The sequence below is a fragment of the Cobetia sp. SIMBA_158 genome, assembly GCF_046566945.1.
GTDB lineage: Bacteria > Pseudomonadota > Gammaproteobacteria > Pseudomonadales > Halomonadaceae > Cobetia > Cobetia amphilecti.
In genome coordinates this window covers 1-245 of the sequence record NZ_JAWJYL010000884.1, presented here as the reverse complement: position 1 = coordinate 245, position 245 = coordinate 1, and the positions used below count along the sequence as shown (strand labels likewise).

Annotated in this window: 1 protein-coding gene; it reads left to right on the top strand. The window is 38.8% G+C overall.

Annotated features, from left to right (window positions below; genetic code table 11):
• On the top strand, positions 1-245 hold a 245-nt coding region (locus R2R70_RS22365), incomplete at both ends, for an AAA family ATPase (protein WP_410979252.1).

Genomic DNA, 245 nt, shown 5'->3' with positions numbered 1-245 from the left:
ATATTATCCGTTAGGACGTTTTCCAACAAACCCTGATTATGCACTCTCATTTATGCAACAAGCTGCTGTTAATTTAGCTTTAAACGACAAAAACGATATCCGTAGTGTTAACGGACCACCAGGAACAGGGAAGACAACATTGTTGAAGGATGTTTTTGCTGATTTAGTCGTACAACAGGCGCTAGCTATGTCAAAACTTTCTAATAAAGTGGTTCAAGGCAGTCTGACCTATTGGAAAAATGCTA